Origin of the sequence: Ignavigranum ruoffiae (assembly GCF_023195815.2) — a bacterium.
GTDB classification, from domain to species: Bacteria; Bacillota; Bacilli; order Lactobacillales; family Aerococcaceae; genus Ignavigranum; species Ignavigranum ruoffiae.
On the sequence record NZ_CP096206.2, the window covers coordinates 1478736 to 1504577 of the forward strand.

At 38.3% G+C, this 25842-nt stretch carries 27 protein-coding genes and 1 pseudogene; 10 read left to right on the forward strand and 18 right to left on the reverse strand.

Annotated elements, in window-relative coordinates:
* Positions 1-276: 276 nt before the first annotated feature.
* The 3 genes from M0R79_RS06975 to rhuM form a co-directional block, all read right to left on the reverse strand.
* A complete protein-coding gene (locus M0R79_RS06975; protein WP_248415874.1) occupies positions 277-582 on the reverse strand; it encodes a DUF503 family protein in 306 nt (101 codons plus the stop codon).
* 54 nt (positions 583-636) lie between these two features.
* A complete protein-coding gene (locus M0R79_RS06980) occupies positions 637-1248 on the reverse strand; it encodes a Type 1 glutamine amidotransferase-like domain-containing protein (protein WP_248415873.1) in 612 nt (203 codons plus the stop codon).
* Between the two features lie 123 nt (positions 1249-1371).
* Positions 1372-1521: a RhuM family protein gene (rhuM, locus tag M0R79_RS09360; RefSeq protein ID WP_248417173.1), complete on the reverse strand. Its 150-nt coding sequence runs from the start codon at positions 1519-1521 to the stop codon at positions 1372-1374.
* 762 nt (positions 1522-2283) lie between these two features.
* On the opposite strand from rhuM, the gene M0R79_RS06985 reads away from it, so the two are divergent.
* The 6 genes from M0R79_RS06985 (at position 2284) to M0R79_RS07010 (ending at position 5382) form a co-directional block, all read left to right on the forward strand.
* On the forward strand, positions 2284-2700 hold the full coding sequence (locus M0R79_RS06985) for a helix-turn-helix domain-containing protein (protein WP_248415872.1): 417 nt from the start codon (positions 2284-2286) through the stop codon (positions 2698-2700).
* Positions 2697-3221, forward strand: coding sequence for a hypothetical protein (locus M0R79_RS06990; protein WP_248415871.1), 525 nt, complete (start codon positions 2697-2699; stop codon positions 3219-3221). The genes M0R79_RS06985 and M0R79_RS06990 overlap by 4 nt, the downstream gene beginning before the upstream one ends.
* 722 nt (positions 3222-3943) lie before the next feature.
* Positions 3944-4093 (forward strand): type II toxin-antitoxin system HicA family toxin, encoded by a 150-nt coding sequence (locus M0R79_RS06995; protein WP_375163582.1) that lies wholly within the window; start codon positions 3944-3946, stop codon positions 4091-4093.
* A gap of 64 nt (positions 4094-4157) precedes the next feature.
* Positions 4158-4592, forward strand: a complete 435-nt coding sequence (locus M0R79_RS07000; RefSeq protein ID WP_248415869.1) for a type II toxin-antitoxin system HicB family antitoxin — start codon at positions 4158-4160, stop codon at positions 4590-4592.
* A 172-nt stretch (positions 4593-4764) separates the two neighbouring features.
* Complete coding sequence (locus tag M0R79_RS07005) at positions 4765-4956, forward strand: type II toxin-antitoxin system HicA family toxin (protein ID WP_248415868.1); 192 nt, start codon at positions 4765-4767, stop codon at positions 4954-4956.
* A 48-nt stretch (positions 4957-5004) separates the two neighbouring features.
* Positions 5005-5382: a type II toxin-antitoxin system HicB family antitoxin gene (locus M0R79_RS07010; RefSeq protein WP_248415867.1), complete on the forward strand. Its 378-nt coding sequence runs from the start codon at positions 5005-5007 to the stop codon at positions 5380-5382.
* 239 nt (positions 5383-5621) lie between these two features.
* Here the strand turns inward: M0R79_RS07010 and M0R79_RS07015 are convergent, their stop codons facing one another.
* The 11 genes and pseudogenes from M0R79_RS07015 to M0R79_RS07065 all read right to left on the reverse strand — a co-directional run bounded on the left by M0R79_RS07015 (position 5622) and on the right by M0R79_RS07065 (position 16875).
* Positions 5622-6548 carry a DUF4349 domain-containing protein gene (locus M0R79_RS07015; protein ID WP_248415866.1) on the reverse strand — a complete coding sequence of 309 codons (927 nt, stop codon included), beginning with the start codon at positions 6546-6548 and terminating at the stop codon, positions 5622-5624.
* Between the two features lie 223 nt (positions 6549-6771).
* The gene (locus tag M0R79_RS07020; protein ID WP_248415865.1) at positions 6772-7452 is read right to left on the reverse strand and encodes a metal-dependent hydrolase; all 681 of its coding nucleotides are present in this window, start codon (positions 7450-7452) and stop codon (positions 6772-6774) included.
* A 28-nt stretch (positions 7453-7480) separates the two neighbouring features.
* The gene (yghU, locus tag M0R79_RS07025) at positions 7481-8269 is read right to left on the reverse strand and encodes a glutathione-dependent disulfide-bond oxidoreductase (protein ID WP_248415864.1); all 789 of its coding nucleotides are present in this window, start codon (positions 8267-8269) and stop codon (positions 7481-7483) included.
* Positions 8270-8538: 269 nt separating this feature from the next.
* The gene (locus M0R79_RS07030; protein ID WP_248415863.1) at positions 8539-8871 is read right to left on the reverse strand and encodes a hypothetical protein; all 333 of its coding nucleotides are present in this window, start codon (positions 8869-8871) and stop codon (positions 8539-8541) included.
* Between the two features lie 76 nt (positions 8872-8947).
* Positions 8948-10078, reverse strand: a complete 1131-nt coding sequence (gene hemW, locus M0R79_RS07035) for a radical SAM family heme chaperone HemW (protein ID WP_248415862.1) — start codon at positions 10076-10078, stop codon at positions 8948-8950.
* A gap of 133 nt (positions 10079-10211) precedes the next feature.
* Complete coding sequence (locus M0R79_RS07040) at positions 10212-11384, reverse strand: MalY/PatB family protein (protein ID WP_248415861.1); 1173 nt, start codon at positions 11382-11384, stop codon at positions 10212-10214.
* A pseudogene (gene malX, locus M0R79_RS07045) lies at positions 11374-12964 on the reverse strand (maltose/glucose-specific PTS transporter subunit IIBC). Before malX ends, M0R79_RS07040 begins: the two are co-directional and overlap by 11 nt.
* Before the next feature lie 53 nt (positions 12965-13017).
* Positions 13018-13794, reverse strand: coding sequence for a MurR/RpiR family transcriptional regulator (locus M0R79_RS07050; RefSeq protein ID WP_248415860.1), 777 nt, complete (start codon positions 13792-13794; stop codon positions 13018-13020).
* Positions 13795-13900: 106 nt separating this feature from the next.
* Positions 13901-14407 (reverse strand): helix-turn-helix domain-containing protein, encoded by a 507-nt coding sequence (locus M0R79_RS07055; protein ID WP_248415859.1) that lies wholly within the window; start codon positions 14405-14407, stop codon positions 13901-13903.
* Positions 14408-14467: 60 nt separating this feature from the next.
* Positions 14468-14932, reverse strand: coding sequence for an NUDIX domain-containing protein (locus M0R79_RS07060; protein WP_248415858.1), 465 nt, complete (start codon positions 14930-14932; stop codon positions 14468-14470).
* Between the two features lie 170 nt (positions 14933-15102).
* The gene (locus tag M0R79_RS07065; protein WP_248415857.1) at positions 15103-16875 is read right to left on the reverse strand and encodes an oleate hydratase; all 1773 of its coding nucleotides are present in this window, start codon (positions 16873-16875) and stop codon (positions 15103-15105) included.
* Between the two features lie 128 nt (positions 16876-17003).
* Between M0R79_RS07065 and M0R79_RS07070 the strand changes: the two genes are divergently transcribed.
* Positions 17004-17621, forward strand: coding sequence for a TetR/AcrR family transcriptional regulator (locus M0R79_RS07070; RefSeq protein WP_248415856.1), 618 nt, complete (start codon positions 17004-17006; stop codon positions 17619-17621).
* On the opposite strand, the gene M0R79_RS07075 is transcribed toward M0R79_RS07070, so the two are convergent.
* Genes M0R79_RS07075 through M0R79_RS07090 form a run of 4 tightly spaced genes read right to left on the reverse strand, consistent with a single transcriptional unit; the run spans position 17602 to position 22298 of the window.
* The gene (locus M0R79_RS07075; RefSeq protein ID WP_248415855.1) at positions 17602-20055 is read right to left on the reverse strand and encodes an ABC transporter permease; all 2454 of its coding nucleotides are present in this window, start codon (positions 20053-20055) and stop codon (positions 17602-17604) included. The two genes, M0R79_RS07070 and M0R79_RS07075, sit on opposite strands and share 20 nt — an antisense overlap.
* Positions 20048-20728, reverse strand: coding sequence for an ABC transporter ATP-binding protein (locus tag M0R79_RS07080; RefSeq protein WP_248415854.1), 681 nt, complete (start codon positions 20726-20728; stop codon positions 20048-20050). The genes M0R79_RS07075 and M0R79_RS07080 overlap by 8 nt, the downstream gene beginning before the upstream one ends.
* Before the next feature lie 37 nt (positions 20729-20765).
* Positions 20766-21641: a sensor histidine kinase gene (locus M0R79_RS07085; protein WP_248415853.1), complete on the reverse strand. Its 876-nt coding sequence runs from the start codon at positions 21639-21641 to the stop codon at positions 20766-20768.
* A gap of 3 nt (positions 21642-21644) precedes the next feature.
* Positions 21645-22298, reverse strand: coding sequence for a response regulator transcription factor (locus M0R79_RS07090; RefSeq protein ID WP_248415852.1), 654 nt, complete (start codon positions 22296-22298; stop codon positions 21645-21647).
* 188 nt (positions 22299-22486) lie between these two features.
* On the opposite strand from M0R79_RS07090, the gene M0R79_RS07095 reads away from it, so the two are divergent.
* From M0R79_RS07095 to M0R79_RS07105, 3 genes are read left to right on the forward strand one after another with little or no spacing between them, the layout of a single operon-like run.
* The gene (locus M0R79_RS07095) at positions 22487-23428 is read left to right on the forward strand and encodes an ABC transporter ATP-binding protein (RefSeq protein ID WP_248415851.1); all 942 of its coding nucleotides are present in this window, start codon (positions 22487-22489) and stop codon (positions 23426-23428) included.
* A complete protein-coding gene (locus M0R79_RS07100) occupies positions 23421-24632 on the forward strand; it encodes an ABC transporter permease (protein ID WP_248415850.1) in 1212 nt (403 codons plus the stop codon). Before M0R79_RS07095 ends, M0R79_RS07100 begins: the two co-directional genes overlap by 8 nt.
* The gene (locus M0R79_RS07105) at positions 24619-25809 is read left to right on the forward strand and encodes an ABC transporter permease (RefSeq protein ID WP_248415849.1); all 1191 of its coding nucleotides are present in this window, start codon (positions 24619-24621) and stop codon (positions 25807-25809) included. Before M0R79_RS07100 ends, M0R79_RS07105 begins: the two co-directional genes overlap by 14 nt.
* Positions 25810-25842: the final 33 nt, after the last annotated feature.

Consider the following 25842-nt stretch of genomic DNA (forward strand, 5'->3'; position numbering starts at 1 on the left):
TTGATTTTTTACTTATTGTCAATAAAAAATTTTTCGAAGAATGTAAAAACAAATTCGCTGTAAATTCTCTCAAATGTTTCAATAAATTCTAATAGGGTTGATAAAGTTACCTTAAAACATAAAAAAAGACCGTCCTGGAAGAAATAAATTTCCACCCAGACGGATCTTCAAAGGCTGAATCATAGTCATGCTTGTTATTTTTCAGCAAATTGTTTCTACATAGCCACAGAAATTTTATATGATGCTAGGGCAAGATTTTGATGTTGTCCTTATCAATCAGAGATTCCACACATCAACTACATCCCAAGTCAAACTTCGTAATACACAAGATCTGTCGAGCGTAAAGCCATAGACAAAATCTTGAATCTTTTGGATATATTTTTCGCCCTCACTTTCATTCAGACAAACAAAGGCAGCCGAAACCACTAACTGCTGAACCGAATCCTGTAAATACGTTTCACGAACGCTTAAGGAGTAGTCTTTTTTCAACTTTGCCACCAGCGATTGACGAACAGCGCGTTTATCTTTAAGTGAGGCAGAAAAAGGAAGTTCTAAACAGATTTCGATGGCAAGAATATTCATATTTTACCTCCTATGAGCAAAGCCGGTCACTTATCTGATGATTCAGGGTAATGTCTAATTTAAAATCGTAGCTTCTTGATTTTGGTATAGGACAGCTGTATGATTATCTATCTTTAGCAAAGGCAAAGACGTATTTTGATTTACCACTTTTTGAGCACTTTCTGCAAAAGGAGGTTCACCATAGTGCGAAACAATATAATCAGTTATCAGAGCCAAGCCATTAGTACTTTTTAATTTTTTTGCTTGATGCTTATCATCCATAGCAGCAGAATATTCAATGTTAGGTGTGGTAATGATAGCTCCAGCTGATTCGCCGACATAAATCATTCCACTAGAAATTCGCTCATTGATTACTTGCTTTAATTTGTTTGCTTCGATGGATTGTAGTAAGAAGAAGCTATTCCCACCACTGATATAGAGAAGTTCTGTTGAATTCAATATTCCAACTATTTCCTCACGGTCTTTACAATCAAAATCCACTTCAGTTATTTGATAGCCATGTTCTTTAAACCAATTTCTAGCATCATCAACATATTTTTTATATTCTTCAACTTTACTAGCCGTGTCAACAAAAGTAACTTTCTTTTTCGCTAGTATAGGTTCTATATATTGTCTATACTGATTTTCAGTTCCTATAAAAGAACTCGTTAAAAATAGTCTTTGCATGTCTATCCTCCTGTTTTTCCCATTCATGGTAAAGTCACAATCATTAGAAATTTTATCATTTTATATAGCTATAATTCGTTGATCTAAACAAAATTTCCGTCGCCCAACGTCGGAAATGGGTGGCTATTTTGACTTTACTCTATAACCTAACCAAATAATTAAATCCAAATTATAGTGAGTGATTTGTCTTTCAACTAGTCTCTTGCCTTCTTGTTGAACTGTTCGGAATTTCCAAACAGTTGACTCCGCAGATAATCCCTCTTCTTCATAAATATTTTTATATGTTCACCAACATTTTCTTTACTTGATTGAAATAATATAACAAGATGAAATATTGTCAATTATTCTGTTTTATCTATCTGCCCCAACCCTGTAAAAACAGGCATTTGTTATTCGCCTCCCGAAGCCAATCCCAAGATCTTTTTACTATTTAATTGACCTAAACACTCATGGACTCGGGAATTATAGGGGCAGTAAAACATCCCAAACACGCTCTTTTGTCTATAAATAGTCTTCATGAAAGATAGGTTGTGCTATTCCATCCTTTCTCGATCCCTTGATCAATTGTTTCTTTATTTATATCCCTACATGATTTCATATATCATCCATCTCACAAATTCTTATTTATTTCTATTTCAACCAAACGTTACATACCTATCGTAGTTTGAAATTAAAAAATGCTTGCATCGTTAGTCCATATTGCAGACAATACTTTGGTCTCTATTTGATATAGATTCAAAATGAGAATTATTACTACAATGCTCATGCCAAAATAGTTTATATTAGGATAAAATTGTATATTTCTCTCGTTTCATGCTAGTCTTGTTATTGCCTATAAATATCATATTTAAGAAAACTCTTGATAATTTCAACCTAACTATTTCATCCGTGATTGAATATCTAGTTTACTACCTTATTCATAACTTTGGTGAATGTTTTATTTTAATGTGAATCCTTTTCACTTCACGCTTTGTGAAAGAATAGACCATGAAGTTTAAGCGAACTTTTGTAAGATAAATGCATGGAGGGAAATAAATGTTTGCGAAAAAAATCAAAGCACTTAGAAAAAAACAGAATCTCACTCAACAAGATTTAGCAGAGATTTTAACAGTCTCAAGAAGCTCAATCTCAAAGTGGGAGACTAAAGCAGCTTATCCAGATATTTTGACTTTAATCCAAATTTCTGAATATTTTTCAGTGTCTCTAGATAATTTATTGAAAGAGGATGCAGAGATGACAGGACAATTAGATAAAGAAGTTCACAGGGGTCGATTAATGTTGAAATGGTATATAGAATTACCTTTATTCGCTTTATCTTTTTTTGGCATTACATTAATACTTAATAATCTATTAGGTTTAAAATTCAATACAGTTTCTGAATTTTTTACAGCGCTAGTATTTTATGGTGTTTTCAAATTTTTAGATAAAAAGAATGGAGACAAAGAAAAGTGAAAAAAATAATTTTAGGGTTAATCAGTTTAGTTATTTTAATGAGCAATATCTTTTCGCCATCAGCTATAGCACAAGAAGACGGTTTGACTGGCAGCCAGTTAGACGAGGCTATCATCGAATCAATTGCTTACGACCAATCTACTGGATTATTTGTTTTAGAAGAAGAAAAGGCCACTGAATTAGGCATGAGTTATGAACAAGTAACTAACCTATCAGAATTCCTAAATGCATTAGATTATGAAGATACAGAAACTTTAATTAATCTGACTGGAGGCTCAAGAGAACAATTAGACAATGCAACTCCAAGTCATGTATACTTTGACTCCACTTATGATATACAACCTAACGCGGTGATTACTTCTGCAATGGTTATCAGTGCCTTAAAAAATATTGGGACTGGATCTGCGATGGCTGTCGTCAGAGCTATTACTAATTACGGAATGGCTTCAGCATGTAAAAATACCGAATGGAGATCACAGTTTAAAATATTTAATGATTTCTGTTCAGCTAACGGCTGGTAATTATCCTTAGCAAACTATATTATCCCTCCGATAAGAGTCAATATTAAATTTGACTCTTATTTTTATCTTCGATCTATTTTTTAAAGTTCTGAATCAAATATCAAGAATACCCAATTTTAATAGGATTACCCAATATCAATAATACATTCACTATCATAATTCTTTTAATTTTTCCCCTACAGTCATAAGATAATCCTCCTAAAATTATTCTATATCCCAATTAAATCAATTAATCATACGTTACAACATGAATATGCGTGACTAAGATGTCACTCACCGTAACAAGCGACAAAAGAGTATATTTTAACAAGAATCTCCTTTAGAACTTAAACATTCCAATACGTTTCAAAAAACTGACCATGTAATATTTGTTGAGATTTATGTTCTTCTCTGGCTCATAGATAAATCATACAAGAATTAAAAGTAAACTTAGTTGCAATTTATATTCAGTCATCATAATTAAATAAACCAGAAATCTTAATCAAAAATATTAGATGGGATTCTGCTTTTTATTCAATATGAAAACTAAATTCTGCCCAAATTTTGAATTATTTATAAATTTTTGGACAATGTTTACTTTCTTTATGGATGGGAGTCGGTTTCTTGGCTAAATTTGTGTAATTGCTCTTTACAGGATAAATTGTTCATAGTTATTTATAGTACGTGTTACACGTATTATAATATAAAAGGAGCTTCATACTATGCCAATGAATCAAAGAGAAATGATTAAGTTGCTCAAAAAGAATGGATGGACCCACACATCTAACAAAGGTAAAGGTTCGCATATCATAATGAAAAAGCCAAACCACGGGTCAATCATCATTCCCAAAAGCGAACTGAAAATCGGCACTGAGAGAAGTATCTTAAAATAGGCAGGTCTTTTGTAAGTCATTTTCTTAGCCTGTGTCTCGTCGTTGAAAAGAAAGGAAGATTTCAATGAAAGCTGTTTATCCTGCAATATTTTATTATGACAATAATTCCAATGGTTATTTTATTACCTTTCCCGATTTTGAACAATCTGCCACGCAAGGTGATACCATTAATGAAGCAATGGAAATGGCAGCAGAATATCTAGGAATGGCCATTGCAGATATTATAGAGTCCAATCAAGAATTACCAACCCCATCAAACATCAATGGTCTATCTTTGACTGCAAATCACACAGTCATGGATGATGACGAATTTGAAACATTTACTGACTTATCAAAATCCTTTATTTCTTTGGTACCTACCGATGTTTCTCAATATCTGGGCATGGATAAACTTGTTAAAAAAACATTAACTATTCCAAAATGGGCTGACACGATTGGCAAAGAACTTAGATTAAATTTCTCGCAGACACTTACAGAAGCGATTGCACAAAAAAACTAGGCGTGTGAAACGGCTAGTTTTAATTCAAATAATCAATCTTAGAAACTAACTTCATGTTTTACTATCTACTAAATATTTAAACTGAATTATTTTAACGATTTTTTATCGAAGATAATATCAAAATCTTGTAACATGCGCATAAAATGTGTATTATGATGATAGGAAGGATTTCATGATGCCGATAAAACCAAAAGACCTCGTCAAAAAACTAAAAGAAAATGGTTTTAAAGAAATTAGACAACGTGGAAGTCACAAGGTAATGTATAATCAGCGGACTAACAAAACAACTGTTGTTCCTATGCATAATAAAGATATCGATGATATTTTCTTAAAAGAAATTCTAAAACAGGCCGGATTGAAATAGTCGGCGAATTAATTTTAACAACTGATAATATAGAAAGGAAAATAGAGTATGTTAGTCTATCCAGCTACTTTTGAAAAAGGCAGCCAATACTATGTCGTCATGTTTCCCGATATTCCTGCAGCCATGACACAAGGCGAAACTATCGAAGAAGCCTACGAGATGGCTAGTGAAGTTCTCGGTGCCGTACTCGAAGATTATAAAGAGTTTCCTAAACCCTCATCGATGGATCAGATCAAACTGCAATATCCTAACAAAGATGTTGCCTTAATTGGCATTGATTTAAACGCCTACCGGCGAAAATATCATTCCAAAACCGTACGTAAAAATGTGACAGTTCCTGAATGGTTAAGTGACTTGGCAATTAAAGAAAACATCAATTTCTCCCAAACATTAACTGAAGCATTAAAAGAAAAACTAGGCGTGTGAAACGGCTAGTTTTTTTATGCGCTACATTTCGAGCAATCAATTCGTTCAATATCATTATTTGATTGGAAAAATCTTGACTCGCGATACTCTTTTCTAGTTTTCAGCCCACTGATTACCGATAAGAAATCCGAATCTTGGCGGCTATTGCACTCAAAATTCGGAAATTGTGCTTCATTTATTATTCAAAGGAGTCCTTTAAAACCAATTTTTCTCTGCAAACTCTATTGACCGACTAACTGTTACTTCCGATCGATTTCACTATCTATTGTTTCGTCACGGGTGTCCGCATTTTTGTCTGCTTGAATTGAAGGAATCTCTTTGATATAGACTTTAGTCGGTGCATGTCCTTTGTGAACGAACTTGTTAACCATTTTACGGGCAAAGACATAAGTAAAGATAGCGACGAATAAATAAGGAATCACAAAGAATAGACTGATTAATGACCAAGCAAACAAAGGAATGGCGAAAGTGAAGAACCCGGAGAAAGCTTGGACGAAATAATCAGCCACACTAGGTTTCTCGTTATAGTAACGTTTTACTTCTTTCAAACTAATATCTAAAGTAGAATATTTCACCGAGTCTTGGGTCTGATTCAGACTAGCTTCCAGATTTCGTTGTTCGGCTTTTAATTCACGTAAATTATCTTGATAAGCAATTTTTTCGGCTGAAGGCAGATTCTCTTCCGCTAATTTCTTCTCTAAATCAGCGATTTCCGCCTTTACTTCTTCTAGCCTTTCTTGATCTTGATTAATTGTGTCGGTCTGATCCTGGCTAGACAAGGAAAAGTTGGCCACCTTGTAATCTTTCTTAATCGTTTGAATAAATTCTTGTAATTGTTCTTGAGGGACATCCACGGTAATAGAAATTTGATTCAAGACACTTCGACTCATTTCATCAGAATACTGAGTCGAACTCTGAGAGGTAACTTTGCCCTTGACAGCCTCTACGGATTGTAGGAAACGTTCGTAATCTTTCTCATAGGCTTTACTTTCAATCGTTGCCGACCCACTATAAGATACCTGTTGTTGACTGCTATAACCTGATTCAGTTTTCTCAACATAATCCGTTCGTGTCGGTGTCGTATTTGGAAATAGATTAGTCGCATTGTCACAACCCCAGAGAAATAAGGCACAAAACAGGAACAAAACAATCTTCTTTAATTTCATCAGATTCCCTCCTTTTGTACTCATTATACTGAGTCTGATTAAACTTTAGAAATAATATGACGTCTCTTCTTTGAATTCGATGCATGTTTGAGCGTGTTTCTCGTTTGGCTATCGTAAAACAAAAAACCCCACAAGAACTCGCTGATTAAAACGACGTCTTGTGGGTTTGGTATTTGATAATAAAACTTAGGCGGATTGGTCTAAATCGCCACCCTTACTCATCTTATAGATTGATGACTTCGCCAATATCGGTTAACAAACCTTGGCCATCAGGTAAACTGGCGACAAAAGCCTGGGGATCTTGTTTAATGAGTGGGAAGGTATTGTAATGAACCGGCATGACATGTTTAGCTTTGAGCCACTGGGCTGCTAAAAGCGCATCACGCGGACCCATGGTGAAATTATCGCCGATTGGAATCAGCGCTAAGTCAATATCAAATAGGTCGCCATACAATTTCAAATCAGAGAATAGAGCAGTATCACCCAAGTGATAAAGGACCTGATCATCAGCTTCGATAATTATACCGGCAGCTAAGCCCAAGGTAACCGGTAAGCCATCGATTTCTAACGAGGAACCATGGATCGCCTGGGTGAAGGTTACCCGACCGAAATCAAAACGATGACTACCGCCTGGTTGCATACCATGACATTGAACGCCTTGACTCGCTAAGTATCCCGCCAGCTCTACATTACAAATCACTAGGGCTTGGTTGGCTTTAGCAATCGCGACTGTATCCCCAAAATGATCACTATGTGCATGGGTTAAAAGAATATAATCGACTTTAACTTGCTCAACCTTAAGATCGGTTCCTTCATTCCCTTCAATAAAGGGATCAATAATAAGTCGATGGCCAGAATTGGGGAAGACTTGAACCACTGAATGATTATGATATGAAACTTTCATGGTGAGGCTCCTTTCTGCTTAGCTGAAATTATTCTGCATCAATGGACTGATATTCTACGGCTAATCCAGCTTGGACGGCAGGGCGCTGATTAATCTGTTCGGCCCAAGCCTTCACATTAGGATAATCTTCTAATGATAAGAATTCATACGAGCCTGGATAAATCTTATCCAAAGCTAAGCGACCAAACCAAGACCAATTAATAATATCGGCAATGGTATAAACGTCGCCACATAAGTATGGTTGATGAGCCAGTTCACCTTCGAGCACACTTAGCAGACGTTTGGTTTCCATAGCATATCGATCAATCGGATATTTCTGTTTGGTCGGAGCATAGGTAAAGAAATGACCGAATCCTCCACCAATAAAAGGTCCCGCCCCTACTTGCCAAAAGACCCAATTCAAACATTCAGTGCGACCTGCCCAATCTTGAGGAATCAAGGCCTGATACTTATCCGCTAAATATAGTAGAATCGATCCGGATTCAAATACACGTATCGCTGGGTCTGCTGACGTATCTAACAAGGCAGGAATCTTGGAGTTCGGATTCAATTCAACAAAGTCAGAACCAAACTGATCGCCTTCTTGGATATTAATTAAGAACAAGTCATAATCTACCGCAAAACCTAGCGCTTTTAATTCTTCTAGCATAATGGTTACCTTAATCCCATTAGGTGTGCCGAGTGAATAAACTTGATAGTCATGGTCGCCTTGGGGCAAGCTTTGCTCAAATCGCTTACCCGCTGTCGGTCGATTACCAGAACGCTTAGAATTCTCGTCTTCCCATTGCCAAACTTTAGGAACTTTGTATGCTTCCATCTAATCCCTCCTTCTCTTACTTACCAACATTATATCATTGATTACAAAGAAAGATAAAAATAAGGCCGTCGATTGTTTAGATAGCTTCAAGAAGCACAAGCCAGATCAGACAAAGACCGCAATTCTATAATTATTCTGGTCTTGTAATTAGCTACGCAACACGGGTCTCAAGTACAGACCAAAAAGGCGATTGAATTACTCCAATCGCCTACTCTAGACACCCCAACAGCCTTTAACCAATCGCCAAAGTTCTGAGGTAGTCTGTACAATTAATGATTTCTATCTTGGGTATAAAGTAGAACCAAAGCAATCAATACTAACCAGTGAGAAACCTGCCAAATAATGAAATTAAGCAATAAGGCCAGGCCAAAACTCAAGAGATTCCCTTTCTCAAAAGGATAGAAACCAATTAAAGTCTGATAGTGGGGATCAATCCGATATGTCTTGGCTAGACTTGAAATTAAAATAACTGCTACTGGAAATAAGATAAGCGGCAAGGCAGCCCAATGATTATCTAACAGAAAGTACACAAGCGACATGGCGTAATTATAAATCCAGAATTTCTGTGGCATAGTTGTTAATTTATTACGAAGCTGTTCCATGGTCATCACTCCTTATAAATTAAAGATACCAGATTTTGTCTGAAATACCTCAGTCCTCAGCCGTAATTTTAATCTTTTATAATATATCTAGATAAAATTGGTTGCCGACATCCAAACCAAATTTGGTAAAAGTAAATTGCCCATCTTTTAGCGATACCGTTCCGAGTTTAAGGTGTTTGTCGATGGCTGCTCTATATTTTTCTTCGAAATTAATATTGAATTTCTGATTTAGCTCAGCTATGGCGAAACCTTTAATTAAACGCAGGTTCAACATGATGTATTCCTTTTCGCGATCTTCGAATGACAACTGTTCTTGATAAGCTATCGGTTTCTGACCTTGGTCAATTTTGGCAAAATAATGATCAAATTGCCGGCAATTGCTGTAACGAACCAAATCAATATTCGAGTGAGCTCCTAAGCCTAGACCAATATAATTCGCTAGCGTCCAATATTTTTGATTATGGCGACTTTCTGCACCAGGTCGGGCAAAGTTAGAAATCTCATATTGCTGGTAGCCCGCTTTAGCTAGCTCAGACTGTATGTAATGATACATATCGCGTTCTGCTTCATCTTCAATCAATTGAATTTGCCGCGTCTGAACCCAACGAGCAAAAGGGGTCCCCTCTTTAATCATCAGAGAATAATAAGAGATATGGTCCGGATTTAATGACAAGCCTTGTTTCAAGTCGGATTTGAGAATCGCCATATTTTGTTTAGGATTGGCAAACATTAAATCAATGCCTAAATTCTTGACGCCCATTTTGCGTAATAAATCCACTCGGTCGCGAACGGTTTGACCATCATGGAGGCGACCCATCAAGGTCAATACCGCATCATCAAACGATTGGACCCCCATCGTATAACGGTTAAAGCCGTGCTTAAGATAGACTTCAAGTCGTTCCGCCGTGACTGATTCTGGATTCATTTCTATTGAAATTTCACAGTCTTCACTTACGTCAAAATAGGCATAAATTGCCTGCATAATTCGATCCATCTCTTCAGCAGCCAGATAGGACGGGGTGCCACCACCAAAATAAATACTATCTAATAAGTAATCTTCTTTAGCATATAAAGCCATTTCTTTAATTAAATAATCGACATACTTCTCCATCATCCCTTCTTGTCGGGCAAAAGTAAGGAAATCACAATAATGACACTTCTTCTGACAAAATGGAATATGGACATAGAGTCCCATTGTTTCTTTCATATAAACCCTCTTCTTGTTTTCTTAAGTGTATTATAAAGAATCTATCGATGAATAACAGCCTCTGGACTAAATCTTAACAAAAAACGATTTGAACCCGTTCGATTCAAACCGTTTATTGAGGAAATTAGGGTTTCTATTGCTCAACCATTTCATAGGCCAGTCGCAATCCATTCAACCCAGCTTGTAGTTTGGACCACGGACAACCTATGTTTAAGCGGAGAAAGTTAGCTCCATTGCCGCCATAAACTGAGCCATCCATAATCGCTACTTTCGCTTGATTGACCAGTATCTTCTGAAAATCCTTCATCGAGCAAGACAATTGACTCATATCAATCCATAATAAATAAGTGGCTTCAGCCGGAACTACCGATAATTTAGGACAATATTGTTCAATAAATCCGATGGTTCTTTGTTCGTTCTGTTCAATATACTGATTTAGCTCATCTACCCAATCTCCGGCATGCTGATAAGTATCCATGGTCGCTAACATGCCTAGATTACTCGGTGAGCTAAGTCCATCTGCCCCCTTAAGCAAACTTAAGAATTGGTCTCGTAGTTCCTGATCTGGAATCATTAGATATGAGAACAATAAACCAGCAAAGTTAAAGGTCTTGGAACCGGAACTGAGTAAGGCAACCCCTGTTTGCTTAAAATCGAGAATCGGATGATGATGTGTGCCCGGGCGGACAATATCCATATGTATCTCATCGCTAATAATAAAAACTTGATATTGCTGACACAAAGCGACGATCTTCAGTAATTCTTCCCGCTGCCATACCCGGCCGGTCGGATTATGGGGCGAACAGAGTAACAAGATCCGATTTTGTGAATCTTGCATTAAGGACTCCAAATGATCAAAGTCAATAGAATAGCGTCCCTCGTGATAGCAAAGTGGGTTCTCAACAACTTGACGTTGGTTGGTTCGAATTGTCTTATAAAAGGCATCATAAGCAGGTGTTTGAATAATCACTCCTTGTCCTTCTTGACTTAATAAACGAATTAATAAGGACACTGAATACATCACACTGGGGCTATATACTACCCAGTCCGAATCAATGGTTGAATCGAAGCATTGCTTAAACCAAGACACAACACTTTCTTTAAAATCTGGATGATTCCAGCGGGTATACCCCAAGATACCATGGTCCAGTCGTTTCTTCAAAAGCTGAATGGTCGATTCAGGCAAAGGAAAATCAGTATCTGAAATCGTAAAAGGAAGCAAGTCAGCTTTACCAAATCGATCATAAACATAATCCCATTGAGTACAATAGGTCCCTTTTCGATTGATGACTTGATCAAAGTTCATGAGTATCCCCACTCATCATATAATCTTCCAATTGATTACGTACCGAAGTGACTTTCGTTCCGATAATGACTTGAACATTCTCTTTATCTAAGTGAACGACACCTAGAGCACCGAGTTCTTTTAATCTCTCATCTTGAACTTGGTCGCCGTCAGCCAGCACTAACCGAAGACGGGTTACACAATTATCCAATGATAATAGATTATCTTTCCCACCTAAGGCAACCAAGATTGCTGGAATATCATAGTCTGATTGCCCTTTGCTCTTTAACTCTTCCCGACTATATTCTGTTTCGCTAGCTAATTTCGCTCTTCCTGGTGTGGGTAGGTTCTTCTTAAGAATAACCGTCTTGAAGACGAAATAATAAATCGCAAACCAGATTAATCCAACCACTAAGACCAGATACCACTTAGTCTGATTACCTTGTAAAATTCCAAAGATAATAAAATCTAGAATACCACCATCCGTATTACCAATGGTCACCCCAAGTAAGGCCATCACCATGAAGCCAAGTCCAGTCATAATAACATGGAAGACCCACAATAAAGGACTCACAAATAGGAACAAGAATTCGATCGGCTCGGTAATTCCAGTCACTGCGGTGGCTACGACGCCAGAAATGAGCAAACCTTTAATTGAAGCTCGACGTTCAGGAGAAGCTGTATGATACATGGCTAATGCAGCCGCAGGGAGACCGAAAATAAATGTCGGCATCTTACCTTGTGACAAGAATGCTGTGGCTTGAGGCGAAATCGCTAGGCCTTTACTCAATTCTTCATAGAAGATATTTAAAGCTCCAACAGTCTGGTGACCATCGACCAACATGGATCCTCCGGCTTCGGTAAAGCGAATCAGAGCAACCAAGATATGGTGTAAACCAAAAGGCAGTAAGAGACGTTCCCCAGAACCAAATAAGAAAGGTCCAAAAACCCCAGAACTTTGAATAGCTTTACCAATTAGAGCAATAAACATGGCAAAGTAAGGCCAGATAAAGGGTAAGCCCAAGCCGACTAAGCCCATCAACAAGGAACTAATAATAGGTACAAAACGGACACCAGAGAAGAAAGAGAAACTATCATGTAATTGAATGTCATAGTATTTATTGTGTAAGTTATAAACAATCAACCCAGCAATAATTCCGCCGAGGACCCCCATCTCTAGCGTTTGAATGCCAAAGACCATCCCTTGTTTGATCGGCTTCAGCCAACATTCCTCGAGCATTCAAGACGAAATTAATGGCTAAATGCATCACGGTGTAACCGACGAATCCAGAGAAGGCAGCTACCCCTTTTTCCTTGCGAACTAAACCGAGCGGAATCGCCATCGCGAACATCACGGGTAAATAAGTGAAGGCAAAGCTCCCAATGGTCGACATAAAGGCAAAAATTAACTGCAGAATAGGATGCGCTAGAAATGGTAATTTATCCAACACGGCTGGACTCGTAAATGAACTTCCTATTCCTAATAATAAGCCCATAAAGGCTAAAAGGGCTACCGGCAACATGAATGTTCGGCCTAAGCCCTGAAAGAATTCCATCATTGATGATTTCTTCTTCATTGAATCAACTCCTTTTTGACTCATTATACTGAAGAAAGAAAGTTTCGAAAGCACTTACAAATAAGTTCGAAATAATTTCAATGACTTTCAAATATTTCCACTAATTTCCAGACCAAGAGATCGCAAAGATATTGCAGACTCAGTCGCGAGCTAATATCGGCATCCAATTGATATCTAAGTGCGGTCGGTCCATAAAAATGCAGGGTGGATAAGCTTTGTAGGCTAGAATGCTGATTCCCAGTAATGCTGATTAGGCGGACCCGATTGTCGTGGATGTTTTGAGCCCAGTTAAGTAGTAATGGCGTTTCGCCAGTTTGGCTGATAAATATTGCTAAGGATTGACAATCTAAGCGCTTGGAAACACGAGTTAAATCATCCCAATCACTGCGGGCATTGGCTGAGTAATTCAATTGTTGAAGTTTGCGGTTTAATTCCTTGCCAATATACTCGCTCCCGCCCACCGCGAAAATTTCGATATTCCCTGCATCATGAATAAAAGTTACAGCTTGCTCGAGTGATAATTCGTCTAGCTGTTGACAGGTTATCTGGAGCTTGGTCTGAATCTCACCGAAATATCCCTGATTTCCCTGCTTCATCGACCCATTATGAGATTTTACCTCAGTTAACCTTGGTTCTTCTTTCAAGAAGCCGTATTTCATCTCTTTAAAGCCGTGAAAGCCTAATTTCTGAGCTGTTCTGGAAATGGTTGATGGCGAAATAAATAACTCCTTGGCCAACTGATTGATGGTGATTCGTTCAATATACTGGGGGTGCTGCAGGCAATAATCTAAGACGCGTTTCTCAGATTCACTGAGCTGATCACGCATTTTGCTATATTTAATCTTCTGATTCAATAAATTAGGTCACCTCACTCACAGCATCGTCATAGTTGATTCATCATTTCTTGATTTGTCTTGTTGATGTCGCTTTAATATTTCACCTTGGCAGAAAAAATTCTAGCTAAATTGACTTTTCAGAACCATTGACTTCCTGGCCATAATAGAAATACAGACGGAGGGCCAGATAAATCGCTGTCAACAATAATAGATTGATATAGAAACTGGTCGCCGGCATAAATCTTAAAGCTAGCACAATCAGCAAGCCACACCCCGTCTTGATAAAAATTTTAAGTAAGTCTTGACCAGGTCGATGGATAAAGAGATAAATAAAGCGACAGACAAAGGCTAATAAAGCACCCACACCTAAAATAATGTGTAAAGCTTTCTTGAAGAAATCACTGGCTGAGGAATTCGAATCTGTCGGTTTCGGTGAATTCATCTGCAAACTGCCCGACTCTAATTGAAACAATCGAGTAAGCAAGCGCCGGGACAACCAATCCGGCTGACTTTTATTGTCTTCCCATCGCTGAATCGTCTTAGGGGCTACATAGATTTTATCTGCTAGCGTATATTGGGTCATTCCTAATTGTAGACGACGATGCTTGATAATTTCTCCAATTTGATCCATCATCTTCCTCTTTTCAGTCTTATTTATCTTACTGGCCGACCTGATCGCACTTACTTATTGCTACAGATAGTCTAATTGGTTAATATTTTTGTGCAGAAATTCGTTAGCCTCTTGCAAGAGTTGTTTCTTACTTTCAAATTGTAAGTACTCCAAACAGGCTTGATAAGGTAAAATCAGTGCATGGCGCACTTCCTCTTCCTGGATTTTTATCTCTTCTTGGTCAAACTCTCCTAAGAAATAGATGTTTTCTTTCTCTGCATTGTTCTTTTCAGGCAAGATATAACGCTCGACCTTACGAAAATTAGCTAACAGGCGCGGATGTACATCGACTTCTTCTTCGATTTCACGAAGTGCTGTCTCAACCTCACTTTCGTTCGCTTCTACATGCCCTTTTGGAAAACCAAAGGTCCCGTGCTGGTCTTCAATTAATAAATAATTAAGTTCTCCGTGATTTCGAGTAAATAATACGGCCCCACAAGCCGTTTCTTTCGGCCCTCGAGCTTGAATCTTATCTGTTTGCTTCATCGATTCCACTCCTATCTTCTTTATATTATAGCGAAAAATATGAAATCCACCAATATGAGAATCAAAAAAGAGCCTCACTCAGTCAACGACTCCAGTGAGACTCTATATTAATCAAGTTGCGAGAGGGGAGCTACTTGATTACTTATGAAAACTACCTCATCCAATCAACTCTAAATTAAATCATAGTCTTCTAAGAGTTCTTCGATAAAGGTATCCTCTGTTTTAGCGAGGATTTTCTTCATAAGCATTTGTTTAGAAAGTGGTAATTTTCGCTCGCTTAATTTTTGGCCATCGGCTAAACAATTGACTGCTTGCAGTAACATTCTTAAATCATAGGTAGAAGCAAATACTTCAGGCACACCACGATCGACATGAAGGAGTTGATAAACAGCTTCCATCGCAGTACGAACAGAATATTCGGTCGTGAAGACGGTATCTCGTTCTGTCTCAGCGAAATTACCAATAAAGGCTAGGTTCTTGGAACCATGGGGTACTACTAAAGGACGGTCACCTTTAGCGCGCGGCATAAAGTATGCTGTAATATAAGGCATATATGTTGGAACCGTATTACATGATTCATTGGCTAAGCTTTCGATTTGATCGAGTGGTACTCCCATATGGTAGAGCCATTCTTGAGCAATTTCAGCCCCTGAACATTCGATAATGGGTTTCTTGATATAATCACCGGGGACGTCAGAATATAGGGCATAGATCCAAACAACTAATTGGTCATCGGCTTGTGCCTTGAATTGAGGTTGCCGGTTTAAAGTGAAACTCAATTGCCATTTGGAGTCGGTCACCGTCACGATTCCTCCCGTTACTGTCTTACCGGAAAACGGATCCCGTTGACAATTTTTCTCAATGTATGGAGGTATTTTATCATCTAAGGTTGTCGTTGTTGCGGATACAAACCAGGCTTTCTTGGGAATACCTTGGTAGAATTTCTCAGGTCGGCCGAAACTTTTATCTTGGGCAGCTAAATTTCGCCATAGTTTCCAAGATCCGCCCATCGCTTCTGTTGGGGGTGCTGGTGTTTGATTATCACCTCGAGTCGTGCTTTCGGTAATACTACCGTTGGTAACAAATACCAGATCGTTCTCGGTGAGGTCGATTGTTTTCTTTTCACCTTCTTGAGTCATTTCAATCTTTGTAGCTACTTTCTTATCATTAGAAGCATTGACTACAATGTTATCGACACGGGTATCATAAACAAATTCAACCCCATGTTCTTCTAGATAAGCGACTAATGGTAGCACCAAGGATTCATATTGATTATATTTGGTAAATTTCAAGGCTGAAAAATCAGCAATACCCGCAATATGATGGATGAAGCGCATCAAGTATCGGCGCATTTCCATCGCTGAATGCCAAGGCTCGAAAGCAAACATCGTCTTCCAATAAATCCAGAAATTAGATTTAAAGAATTCTTCACTAAAAACTTCTTCAATCGTGACATCATCCAGGTCTTCTTCTTTTCTTAAACAAAGTTTGATAATCTCTGCTTGAGCTTGATCTGATAAGACCATCTTGCCATCCGAATCAATCCGTTGACCTTGCTTACGAATAATCCGACATCTTGAGAAATTAGGGTCATCTTTATTTAACCAATAGAATTCATCCAAGACTGAGGCGTCATCGATTTCTAAAGAAGGAATCGAACGGAATAGATCCCACAAACATTCGAAATGGTTTTCCATTTCACGACCCCCACGTAAAACAAAGCCTTCATTGGGTACATAGGCTCCATCCAGGCTACCACCAGGCAGGGGCAGTTCTTCTAAGACATGAATGCGTTCGCCAGCCATCTGACCGTCACGGACTAGGAAACTAGCGGCCGCTAAGGAGGCTAGCCCTGAACCGATGATATAGGCTGATTTTTGGTCGACTCCAACAGGTTTTCTTGGGCGAGCAAATGCTTCGTAATTACCATTTGTGTAATACATAGATATCACTCCTTATTAATCTATGTATTCATTTTACTGCGATTAATCTCTACCTTACAGAGATAAAAGCTACTCAGTGTCGCATAAGCGACAAATAGCGTATAATTGTCCACAAAAGAGGTGAAGCTATGAGTTCAAAAGATTTAAGAGCCCAGAAAACCGAACAAGCCCTACGAGACGCCTTCCTAGATTTAACTCGCCACCAATCCTTTGACAAATTAACTATTCAAGATCTGTGTGATCAGGCCCAAATTCGTCGTTCGACCTTTTATCGCCACTACCAAGATAAATTTGACTTCCTAGGTCAGCTAACCCATTATTTATTGGCCGAATTTAACCAAAAAAATCGTACCAGCTACTCCGTTCTTCAACCAGAGGATTTCTATCGGGCCGTAATCGAAGATATCCTAAATTTCCTCCAAGACTACCATTATCTATCTTTGAGTCTGCTTTCCAGTGACTACTATACCTTAATCGCTGATATCCTCTACCAGCAAATTTATCAGACCATCGCCAATCGCTTCCAACTGGAAAAGAAAAATGGCTTTGTCTTCTATATGGAAGAAGAGCGACTGGCCGAGTTCTTGGCCGGCGGGATTATCCGCGTTGTCTTTAACTGGGTTCGCAGTGGTCAAACCACTGAAATCGATCTACTGACTGAACAAATTTATAAGATGTTGATTCAATTCTGGAAATCAATTCCGAATACTCAACAAAGCCAAGATTCTAGCGAATTAAATCAATAATAGCTTGATTTAGAATTCTCTTAAGGCTGTAGTGGAAGATGACTATATTCAGTAAATAAATTAACAGGGCAAAACTCATAAAAACAGGCCATGGAAAATAATTCAGCAGAATTGGCAAGCTCAAACCAGGATTTAACCAAGAAGTGACGAGGATAACGATGGCTAACAGAATAAAGACGAGAACAAATGATTTAATTTGTTCCAAGCTATAATGTTTTTGATATTCAGCTGCTAAATCCTTTCGGTGAATTCCCAAAGATTGAAGGACACCGATCTCTTTACTTTGCGTCTGTAAAGCCAATTGAATTGAAGCATAACCATTGGTAAGATTAAAAATCAGCACTAATAAAGCAGTAAAAAGAGCTAGGATGGCTAAGGATTTCAGATCTTTGATACGTGCAGCTTCTGCATCGCGGACATCGTTGATTCCAAAACGCTCATTGGGCGCTACTGTGTCCTTCAATCGCTGAACAACATATTCCTTCAAATCATCAATGATTGAAGGATCCACCTTTAATTTCAAGGAATAATTATGAGCGAATTTTTGCGAATGTTTCTTTTCTGAGTAGTCTTGCCAAGATTCCATATAGGTATGAAAAGTATCCATATCTGTATACATAAAGATTTGATAAGGCAATAAACGCTCCTGATAAATCCCTACATCATCAATCAGACGATCGATAGGCAATTTAAACGTGTCAGATTGCGTCAGCTGACTTTCAAGAATACTGTAATCAATTGATTCTAATGAAGAGAAATATGGAATATAGTCTGCTTCATCAAGTGCTTGATTAGGATCTCTTTGTGTTTGGTTCAACAATAGAATTTCACCTTTTTTGCCCCCAAGGTTGGCAAACGCTTGATCATCAAGCCCAAATAAGAATCCTTCTAGATATTCAGAATTTTCTCGTGAAAAAAACTCTTCATTTAGTAAATTCTCCTCTAAAGCTTTAGAATAATTCAATTGAGGATCAATCATTAAATACTTTTGAGTACTTATAAAGGAAGATTCTGCTTCAATGCTCTCTTTTAAATCCTTCAATATTTCAGGTGTTTCGGCTTGTTGGGTTCGTAAATTAATTTCCAAATTATAGGCTGGTTGATAACTATAATGAACTCGGTAAAATCGAGCTATACCCCCTACAAAGCAAAGCAAAGCCACTATAAAAATTCCAATCGTTGAAATATAGCGCTGGCTTCGAATAACCCTGGCGTTATTTCCATGAAGTTCTTGCCAGAAACTTGGCCGAGCTTTTCTTTGATAATGAGATAATTCAATATTCCCTCGCAATCCTTCAATGATAGAAATCTGACTTAATCTTCGTGCAGGTGCAATGATTGCTAAACTAATCATGACTAGCATCACTAGTAGGAAAGTCAGACTTATACCCAAATGATAGGGAATGCGAACCACAGGAACACCATTAATTTTGGCTAGTAGATTACTCAACAAATTGGTTAACAGGAAGCCCGAACCATGCCCCAGAAGTAGGGGCACTATCGCAATTAGACTACCGTCCTTTAATAATTGTAAATATATTTGCCAAGATGTCGATCCAATTGATTTATACATGGATAACTCTCGAACTTTCTCCAAGCCCCAAACAGTAAAAATATTTTTGATAAAGAAAACCAAAACCAAGATTAGAATAACTAAGAAGAAACCATTTAATATCATGACTCGATTTCGCTGCCAAAAAGTTTGATCCGCACGATAATACCTAATCCAACTTTGAACAAAGTTAATTTCAGGAGATTGTTTATGGGTTTCCTCTTGGATGATTCTTTCGAGCTCATCTTTATCTTGATATGCCGCGACAAAATTCGAAAAATTCAAAAATGTATTTTCAATTTGATCCTTAGGATTCAACAAACGATAGGCTCCATGAAGCCCAGTCATTCGATTATATGGGTTATCGATGATGCCAACCAAGCGATATGACTCTGAGTCTTGAATAATAAAACTTTCTTGTGAGGTCAATGTCGCATCAATAGAAATCGCTTCCAATCCTAATTGGCGCTGTCCATAGTTCACTTCTATCTGATTATCCAATGATAGCCCTAAAGTGTCGACTAAATCTGCTGACAAGATGATTTCATCTGGCTTTTGAGGTAAGCGGCCCTCTAAAATCAATCCTGATCCTAACATCTTTAGATAATTTAAATCTACTGAACGAACAATTGTAAGCTGATCAGCAATCTGGCTAACTTTTCTCGTGCCTTCATTAGCTACGCGTTCCACTTGTTTGACTTGCTCAATTTTTCTACTTTCCTCAAGACTAAGCGGTTGATTCAATGCAGCCTGATAAGGTGATTCTAAAGTGAAAGCATCCTTGGTTGTTTTCATTTGAATGTAGGAAAAGAAAAGAATAAATGTTATAAAGAGCGAACTGATGAAAATAGCCAAGATTAATGGCAGTCTGCGTTTACCCATTAGAATCATCTCCTACTAGCTGTCCATCAACGAAAGTTAGAATACGATCTGCTTGAAGAGCAATTGATTCATCATGAGTAATGATAATAATGGTTTGCTTCAATGAACGATTAAAATATTTAAATAGTTCAATGATTTCTTGAGAATTATCTCGGTCAAGATTTCCCGTTGGTTCATCTGCCAAAATAATCGCTGGACGATAGATTAGACTACGGGCAATAGCCACCCGTTGCTGCTGGCCACCAGAAAGTTCATTTGGAAAGTAGTCTAATTTATTTTCAATGCCTAATTTCCTTAAGAGTTCATCGCGGAAATTTAAATCAACAGGTCGATGATCTAGCTTCAATGGTAACTCAATATTGTGCTTAACTCTAAGATTAGGGATAAGATTATAGAACTGATAAATCAGACCCACTTTACGACGGCGAAACAACGCTAATTCTTTCTCGGAATAAGTAACTACATTGGTCCCTTCAATATATATATTTCCCGAAGTCGGACTATCTACTCCGCCGATCATATGCAAGAAAGTTGATTTCCCCGACCCACTCGGTCCAACCAATGCTATGAATTCACCTTTATCAACTTTCAAACTGACATCATTTACTGCATAGAGATCTTGCTTTCCCTGCTGGTAAATTTTTGTTAAATGTTCTATTCTTAAAATCTCCATCGTATTGATGACCTCCTTCTACTGTCATCATACAAGGTCAATGTGATAAAGAAGTGACATGATAGAATTTAAACGTGAATTTGGCGCCCTGGTCGGTATTCATTACTTCAAGGTCACCATGATGCTTTAGCATCACTTCTTTGGCGATTGCTAAGCCAAGTCCGAACCCATTGGAATCGGGTTGCTTATAAAAACGCTGGAAAATCTTGCTTTGTGAATCTTCGTCAATTCCCCCACCATCATCTTCTATTTCAATTTGATGGTAAATGGGATTCTGACGCAAAGAAATAATAATTTTTCGAGTAGTTTGCTGTTGAAGAGCATTCTTCAATACATTAATCAATGATTCGGCCAACCAATAAAAATCTCCTTCAATCAGATCTGACTCGCCTTGGCGAATAATCTGAACACTGTGGACATCCATGTCTTCTTCTAATATTTCTAGAGCATAGTCAACCAACTCATTACTATGAATTATTTCGACCTGCATCGACTTATCTGGCACTTGTAGACTGGCTAATTTCAATAATTGTTCACTCAAAACTTGAAGCCGAGTAAATTGACTTTCTAATACCGCTAACTTTTCACTAGAAGCCTGTCCCTGTCTCAGTTTTTTGATATTTAAGGAAATGCCCGTCATGGGTGTTTTAATTTGATGGGCAATATCTTCTAGGTTCTGACTTTGAAGGGCAGCCATGGCCTGAGTTTGTTCACGCTCTTCAATTAATTCAAGAAATAATTTATAAATTTGATCTTCCAAAAGGGCAAAATCATCTTGTTTCATGGTCATCCTATAATTTTGATGATACATTTGATCAATATATTCAAGGATTTCACGAATCCGCCGACGTTGACGATAACGAAACCAAAAGTAAACTACTAGAATGCTTAATGGCCAAAATATTAATACCATAATTTACTCCATTCTATAACCAATCCCACGAACTGTTGTAATAATGCTTTTATCACTTTTATCACGAATTCGTTTAATGGTCGCGGTTAAAGTATTATCATTGACAAATTTTTGTCGCTGATCCCAGAACCGTGCCAATAATTGTTGGCGAGTGAAAATTTGCTGGGGATGAAGAATAAAGTGAGCCAGTATCTCATATTCCAAAGCGGTCAATTCTAGGAGCCGCTGGCGATAAGTAATTTGTCCTTGGTCAATATTTAATGAACAGGATTTATATTTTATGATTGATCCTGACTTTATGGTAGATTGGCGTAAACACACATCGATTCTCGCTCTTAAAACTGCTAAATCAAAGGGTTTCGTTAGATAATCGTCCGCCCCTTGGTCTAAGGCAGTCACGATATCTCGCGGTTTATTTTTAACCGTTGTAATAATCACTTTACTACCTTGTTTCCTAGCTATAGGTAATAAATCTAATCCATCTCCATCAGGAAGATTTAAATCAAGAATAATTAAGGAATATCCCACCATTATCTTTTGTTTAGCCGTCAGATAATCTTGGCTAATATCAACCTGGTAACCTAGATTAATCAAATAGCTTTGCACTGCTTGACCAATGACTGGATCATCTTCGATGAGTAACAACTTAGCATTCAAGGAACGTCACCCTTTCTTTAATAAATATTGATGACTTTCTTATTATACCATTGTTGCTGTAGCTAAATAGATGTTTCTTGAGCGTTATTAATGACATTTGTCATCTAACTGATGACATCCGCCAATTACTTTTTAACCGGTTTCATGCCATAATGAATCTGAAAGAAAAGTAAATAGGAGGGCGCCCAATGAACATCGTCGAAATGGAAAATGTGGTGAAACGTTATCAACAAACGCTGGCCTTAGATCACTTTAATCTGCAAGTCCAAGCGGGAGAAATCTATGGCTTACTCGGTCCAAATGGCTCGGGAAAGACAACCGCCATTAATTGCCTACTCTCTTTACTCAAATTTGAGAAAGGATCCATCAAAATTTTTGGTCAGCCGATGTCGCCAGATAACTATGATGTCAAACGCAGGATTGGCTTAGTCATGCAAAATGTCGGCGTCTATGATGAATTAACCGTCTATGAAAATATTGATTATTTCTGTAGCTTATATATCGATAATAGCAAGAAACGCAAAGACTTGGTCCAACAAGCGATCGAATTTGTTGAATTAGAAGATTTTGTCAAGTATCGACCTCAGAAACTATCTGGGGGACTTTTACGACGTCTGAATTTGGCTTGTGGTATCGCCCATCAGCCTGAATTGATTATTTTGGATGAACCAACGGTAGCTGTCGATCCTCAATCTCGCAATAAAATCCTACAAGGGATTAAAGATTTAAGGAATCAAGGCAAGACGATTATCTATACTACCCACTATATGGAAGAAGTGGAAGCCCTGTGTGATAGCATCACCATTATGGATCGGGGCAAAGAACTCGTGTCTGGCACCAGCGAGCAAATTAAGGCGCTCTCAGTCAGTGGAGATGTGGTCCAAGTGGAAAGTTATGCCCTGCCTGAAGGTTTTGTCCAAGAACTATCCCAGTTTCCTGGTGTTCAATCGGTTCAGCCTTTAGATAAAGGGCTCGAAATCCGCTTTGAGAAGAACAGTCAACAAATTGTTCCCCTCATCCATCACTTTGACCAAGCTCAAATCGATATTCTCAACCTAACCATCCAAAAACCTAGCCTCAATGATGTCTTCCTGGAGATTACTGGGAAGGAGTTGCGTGATCATGCTTGAACATCTAGGATATGAATTTAAGAAATTTTACCGTAACCGTGATGGGGCTCTGTTCGGCATCTTATTTCCGATTGGTTTTGCCCTGATCTATGTCTTTGCTTTTTCGAATCTTTTGTCAGACGAAGCTACTTTCGACCCTCTACCGGTCGCCACCATATTTGAAAATCAGCCGGAACAAATTAGTCAAGTGTTAGATAATATTGGTCGTCCAGGTGAAATTGTTGATGACCAAGTCCAAGCACTAGAGCCAACTAAAGAAGATGCTACGGACCTAATCATCTATGTGCCATTGACCGAAGCAGAGGCTGATCGCTACCTCGAACAACAAATCTTCAGTCATAAATTAATTCTCCGTGAAGATCAGGAGCAAATCAAGGCAGACTTAGAAATATTACCAGCAGCGACTAAAAGTTTATCAACCAGTGTCCTCTACCAGGCTTTAGAATCTGTCCTCAGCATTCAACAGGTCATCCAACGCCAAATCAAGACCCATTTTAATCAACCACTCTCTTTATTAGAGATGCAGAAGAATCTATCTTCTGGAATCCAACCCCAAACGATTATCCAAGCGCAGGGAAATAAAGGAAGTTCAGGATTTACGGTCTTCTTCTATGCCTGTCTGGGCTATATTTGTATTTATTTTATGACATCGGGCAGTCAGATTATCATCAACAACCGGGCTGATCGTGTCGTCCAAGCTGGTCGATTAGAGATTGCTCCTCTGCCGCATCGGCTCCAGATTCTACGATCTTTTATCCCTGTTGCTGTCAGTTCACTCTGCTTGACCTATCTGGCTTATGCTATCTTTGTCATCGCTAAGATACCCTTAGGTCCCTATCACCTTGAAATTCTATTATTACTGACACTGGGGGTCCTGACTGGGTTATTACTGGGTATGGTTCTCGCTTTAATCCTCCCAGTCAGTCCGGAGCAGATATCAGCCATTATGAGTGTGATTGGTCTGATTCTGGGTGCGTTTGCTGGGTTAATGGCCCCGCCACTCACCGAATGGTTGCAGAAGAACCTAAGCTGGGTTAACGAGATCAACCCCGTCGCTTTAGTCAGCAAAGGGATTTATTATTTAAATAATTATCCCAGCCAGCAACAATATCAGCAGAACTTGCTCATTCTAGCCAGTTATGTCTTCGGCTTAAGTTTGATTGTCTTCCTAGGAACAGGAGGGAAGCGTTATGAAACTCTTTAAATTATTCTTCCGACTGGCCCGTAAATATAAAAAATATTATTTGATCACCATTATTTTATTACTGGTCGTCACCTTACCCTTAAAAGGTAATTCAGCCTTTCAAAACGATCAGGAATTTCAAAGCGTTGATTTCAAAATGACCATCTTTAATCAAGATCAAGGGTCAATTTCTAGGCATTTAGTTAACTATTTAGCAAGTAAGGCCGAAATCGTCGAACTAGAAGATGATGCCGAAGTGAAGGCGGATGCCCTTTACAACTTTGATACTTATTACATCTTAACGATTCCTGAACATTGGTCAGAAACGATTCTGACTGATAAGACCATTCCACCATTAGCAAAACAGCCTACTGCCGACAGCGAAGCTGAAATTTATATTGATAATATCATCTTTACTTATTTGAAAAGTCTGGAAGCCGAAATGATCAATTTCAATCAGAATTCCGACGATAAAACCATTCAGCGCTCTTTAGATCAAATGCAGGCTGATTTACAGCCCCATATTCAACCACATGTGATTCGCCAAGAAAATCAGCAGAATAATGTTAGAAATTTTGGTTTAATCTATTGTTCGATGATTGGTTTTGTCACGATGATGACCTTTATCAAAGTAATTGGTGGGGTCCAACGTTCAACCCAAAATCCAGAAATTAAAAAAAGAGACCACCTCAGTAAAATGACTGAATTTTCTCGAACCAGTCAACTCTGGTTCGCCTCATTGACTTGGGCCTTTACTTATTGGCTAATGCTAATGATGCTGGGACTGATTATTTTTGGCTTCGAGCCCCTGGTCCAAACCCAAGGTCAACTCTACATGCTGAATGCCTTGTTGGCGATATTCGGTATTCATGGATTGGCCTATTTACTTTCTACCTTAGCCCAAAATAAGGGCGTGATTGATTTCCTATCCATTGGCTTAAGTCTACTCTTGTCCTTCTTTTCTGGCGTATTCGTTCCTTTGCAAATTATTGACCCGACCATGAAGAAGCTAGCATCCTTGGCCACACCAATCTGGCAAGTCCAAACCAATGAAATGATTGCTAACTTATCTAGCTTTGACTGGGCTCATAGCCAAGCAATCTGGCGCAATTTTGGCATCCAAGTGCTGATTATCCTCGCTTATTTCGCCATCAGCTATATGATTCAACGTCATCGATTTATGAATAAAGTAAATTAAATGATTGATAATCGGTAGCTTAGACGGCTTGAA

Excerpts from the sequence above, each read along its gene's own strand:
- M0R79_RS07100 (WP_248415850.1), top strand. The coding sequence starts at position 23,421 with ATGCTTGAACATCTAGGATATGAATTTAAGAAATTTTACCGTAACCGT.
- M0R79_RS07105 (WP_248415849.1), top strand. The coding sequence starts at position 24,619 with ATGAAACTCTTTAAATTATTCTTCCGACTGGCCCGTAAATATAAAAAA.
- M0R79_RS07055 (WP_248415859.1), bottom strand. The coding sequence starts at position 14,407 with ATGGATCAAATTGGAGAAATTATCAAGCATCGTCGTCTACAATTAGGA.
- M0R79_RS07065 (WP_248415857.1), bottom strand. The coding sequence starts at position 16,875 with ATGTATTACACAAATGGTAATTACGAAGCATTTGCTCGCCCAAGAAAA.
- hemW (WP_248415862.1), bottom strand. The coding sequence starts at position 10,078 with ATGAAAGAAACAATGGGACTCTATGTCCATATTCCATTTTGTCAGAAG.
- M0R79_RS06985 (WP_248415872.1), top strand. The coding sequence starts at position 2,284 with ATGTTTGCGAAAAAAATCAAAGCACTTAGAAAAAAACAGAATCTCACT.
- yghU (WP_248415864.1), bottom strand. The coding sequence starts at position 8,269 with ATGGAAGCATACAAAGTTCCTAAAGTTTGGCAATGGGAAGACGAGAAT.
- M0R79_RS07020 (WP_248415865.1), bottom strand. The coding sequence starts at position 7,452 with ATGAAAGTTTCATATCATAATCATTCAGTGGTTCAAGTCTTCCCCAAT.
- M0R79_RS06980 (WP_248415873.1), bottom strand. The coding sequence starts at position 1,248 with ATGCAAAGACTATTTTTAACGAGTTCTTTTATAGGAACTGAAAATCAG.
- M0R79_RS07095 (WP_248415851.1), top strand. The coding sequence starts at position 22,487 with ATGAACATCGTCGAAATGGAAAATGTGGTGAAACGTTATCAACAAACG.
- M0R79_RS07005 (WP_248415868.1), top strand. The coding sequence starts at position 4,765 with ATGATGCCGATAAAACCAAAAGACCTCGTCAAAAAACTAAAAGAAAAT.
- M0R79_RS07030 (WP_248415863.1), bottom strand. The coding sequence starts at position 8,871 with ATGGAACAGCTTCGTAATAAATTAACAACTATGCCACAGAAATTCTGG.
- M0R79_RS07000 (WP_248415869.1), top strand. The coding sequence starts at position 4,158 with ATGAAAGCTGTTTATCCTGCAATATTTTATTATGACAATAATTCCAAT.
- M0R79_RS07085 (WP_248415853.1), bottom strand. The coding sequence starts at position 21,641 with ATGGTATTAATATTTTGGCCATTAAGCATTCTAGTAGTTTACTTTTGG.
- M0R79_RS07010 (WP_248415867.1), top strand. The coding sequence starts at position 5,005 with ATGTTAGTCTATCCAGCTACTTTTGAAAAAGGCAGCCAATACTATGTC.
- M0R79_RS07070 (WP_248415856.1), top strand. The coding sequence starts at position 17,004 with ATGAGTTCAAAAGATTTAAGAGCCCAGAAAACCGAACAAGCCCTACGA.
- M0R79_RS07015 (WP_248415866.1), bottom strand. The coding sequence starts at position 6,548 with ATGAAATTAAAGAAGATTGTTTTGTTCCTGTTTTGTGCCTTATTTCTC.
- M0R79_RS06995 (WP_375163582.1), top strand. The coding sequence starts at position 3,944 with ATGATTAAGTTGCTCAAAAAGAATGGATGGACCCACACATCTAACAAA.
- M0R79_RS07060 (WP_248415858.1), bottom strand. The coding sequence starts at position 14,932 with ATGAAGCAAACAGATAAGATTCAAGCTCGAGGGCCGAAAGAAACGGCT.
- M0R79_RS07075 (WP_248415855.1), bottom strand. The coding sequence starts at position 20,055 with ATGGGTAAACGCAGACTGCCATTAATCTTGGCTATTTTCATCAGTTCG.
- M0R79_RS07040 (WP_248415861.1), bottom strand. The coding sequence starts at position 11,384 with ATGAACTTTGATCAAGTCATCAATCGAAAAGGGACCTATTGTACTCAA.
- M0R79_RS07080 (WP_248415854.1), bottom strand. The coding sequence starts at position 20,728 with ATGGAGATTTTAAGAATAGAACATTTAACAAAAATTTACCAGCAGGGA.
- M0R79_RS06975 (WP_248415874.1), bottom strand. The coding sequence starts at position 582 with ATGAATATTCTTGCCATCGAAATCTGTTTAGAACTTCCTTTTTCTGCC.